Genomic DNA, 2,586 nt, shown 5'->3' with positions numbered 1-2,586 from the left:
CTTATAAACAATGGTATGACGCGCGCTGCAGCAGAGAATACAACTGATGAAGCGATTGACCTTTATCAAGCTGCCAAAGCAAAAACCGAACGAGCAATCAACACCCTTGAGCAGCAAATAGATACATTATCCCACAAATTAGACACACTGGCAGAAGATACTCAAGATGCTGCTGATAAAGCTTTTAAAACGGCATCTTACCTTGGTTGGTGGGGTTTTTTATGCTGCCTGATTGGTGCGGTTATTTCCAGTTTTTTTGGTTATTACGGACACAAGAGCCGTTCTGATGCTCTGAGTGCTTTAACCGTCTAAAAGACTTTTTTTAGTCATAAAAACAGATAAAAAAGCCACGCGAATGGCGTGGTTTTTTACATCATCTGAACAGTTTTTATTTCTCCCGTCTAAGAATCATGATAGTTTTAAGAGATGCGTTGTATTTTATGGACGCACTTTCATATTATTTTTCACGCTCTGTTTTTACGCTTCTGTTTCATTTTTACTATTTTTATTCTATCCTTGATAGAATAGTTAGAGCTGTATTTTCTTCTCTCACATTGTAGATCGACCTATTCTGTAATGTAACTATGGTTGTATATACGAATCCATAGCTGTATTATTTTTTCCGAGATACACAGGCAAAAATCCAGTCCTCAATATCTTCTCTCGATAACCATCCGATTAAGTGATATTGTGCTGATTATAATCGAAGCAGGCTCGGGACCAAAAACAGCGTTGCAACCCCGATATAGTCGCAAAACACAAGCCGGCCCACCCCATGCCAACGATCACAAGCTTAAAAAAAGCTCTTTCATGGTATACGATTTAAATTTACATTCTTCTTTAGCTGCAGCTAAATTTCTAGTGATCCCTATGAGACACGCCAACAACAAAAATTCTCCACGAGACTCTCTTCACGCAAAGCGATATCAACCCCTTAGACGTATCCCTCATCGCATAATGTGACCTGTTTTTTGGACCTGTTTCAAAGGCGTAGAATGTTTTTGGCGTTTTGTTTGCGTCAAGAATATACTCCTGGAAGCAGCAATTTTTATTTTCGCGCCCCCTTTTTCGTATATACACATGAAGTTCGTTGTCTCTTAAAGGCTGATGTGAAGCATTTAATGTACCATGCTCCTTTTTTACGGAGCATCCTTTCGGCCCATTATAAATTTTGGGAATCAGAACCCTTCCCGGCGGATTATCCAGAAAGTTCCTCAAATAAAGCGGCGCAATAGTGGGCTTTTTCATGAAGCTCTTAAAAAGAGAGAAAGCGCTAAGCGTTACAGCTACGATTTTTTGATTCTATTCACCACGCACGAACACAAAGAGGCTAGAACTATAGATAGCCCTAGAAATCACGAACTGCGACATCAGAACGCTACAGCCAGCACGCGAAGCCACAGAACACAATCGATATTTTATCTTATTTTCACCTGATTGACTGGTTGCGGGGGCAGGATTTGAACCTGCGGCCTTCAGGTTATGAGCCTGACGAGCTACCGGGCTGCTCCACCCCGCGCCATTAAACTTAAAATTACATTTTAACTTAAACGTGCTATTACCTGTACTTGTTTGCGTGAGATTGTTTGAGAAAGTTCCTATGCACTTGGCAGACCTGGCAGCGACTTACTCTCCCGTGCCTTAAGACAAAGTACCATCAGCGCTGGAGCGTTTCACGGCCGAGTTCGGGATGGGATCGGGTGCGTTCGCTCCGCTATAACCACCAAGTCAGCAAAGCGCATAGAAACGGTGAGAAGCTGCCTTTATATCTGCTTTATAATGTTTACACTTATAAATTTTATCTATTGTCGTAAATGTACATAGGTAATGGGAACGATCAAGCCTATCGAACGATTAGTATCAGTAAGCTTCATGTGTTACCACACTTCCACACCTGACCTATCAACGTGGTAGTCTACCACGGTTCTCAGGGAATACTTGTTTTCAGGTGAGTTTCCCGCTTAGATGCCTTCAGCGGTTATCTCGTCCGTATATAGCTACCCTGCTATGCGGCTGGCGCCACAACAGGTCCACCAGAGATACGTCCATCCCGGTCCTCTCGTACTAGGGACAGGTCCTGTCAATATTCCTACACCCACGGCAGATAGGGACCGAACTGTCTCACGACGTTCTGAACCCAACTCACGTACCGCTTTAAATGGCGAACAGCCATACCCTTGGGACCTGCTCCAGCCCCAGGATGCGATGAGTCGACATCGAGGTGCCAAACAACCCCGTCGATATGGACTCTTGGGGGTCATCAGCCTGTTATCCCCGGCGTACCTTTTATTCGTTGAGCGATGGCCCTTCCACACGGGACCACCGGATCACTATGACCGTCTTTCGACTCTGCTCGACTTGTCAGTCTCACAGTCAGGCAGGCTTATGCCATTGCACTCAACAAACGATTTCCGACCGTTCTGAGCCTACCATCGCGCGCCTCCGTTACTCTTTAGGAGGCGACCGCCCCAGTCAAACTACCCACCATACACGGTCCCGAATCCGGATAACGGACTGCGGTTAGACATCCATATCGGTAAGGGTGGTATTTCAAGGATGACTCCACAAAGGCTGACGCCCCTGCTT

The 2,586-nt window shown here is 45.0% G+C and carries 1 tRNA gene, 2 rRNA genes and 1 pseudogene (1 of these 4 cut by a window edge); 1 reads left to right on the top strand and 3 read right to left on the bottom strand.

Annotated elements, in window-relative coordinates:
* Positions 1 to 312: pseudogene (locus WCP75_RS04850) on the top strand (DUF3792 domain-containing protein); the annotation flags it as partial.
* Between the two features lie 1,130 nt (positions 313 to 1,442).
* On the opposite strand, the gene WCP75_RS04845 reads toward WCP75_RS04850, so the two are convergent.
* The 3 genes from WCP75_RS04845 to WCP75_RS04835 all read right to left on the bottom strand — a co-directional run.
* A tRNA-Met gene (locus WCP75_RS04845) sits at positions 1,443 to 1,519 on the bottom strand.
* 94 nt (positions 1,520 to 1,613) lie between these two features.
* Positions 1,614 to 1,728 (bottom strand): 5S ribosomal RNA (rrf, locus tag WCP75_RS04840).
* A gap of 105 nt (positions 1,729 to 1,833) precedes the next feature.
* Positions 1,834 to 2,586, bottom strand: a 23S ribosomal RNA gene (locus WCP75_RS04835) (it continues 2,058 nt past the right edge of the window).

The organism is Bartonella numerosa, from assembly GCF_037070845.1.
Classification (GTDB): domain Bacteria; phylum Pseudomonadota; class Alphaproteobacteria; order Rhizobiales; family Rhizobiaceae; genus Bartonella.
This window is presented reverse-complemented; position numbering and strand designations above follow the sequence as displayed.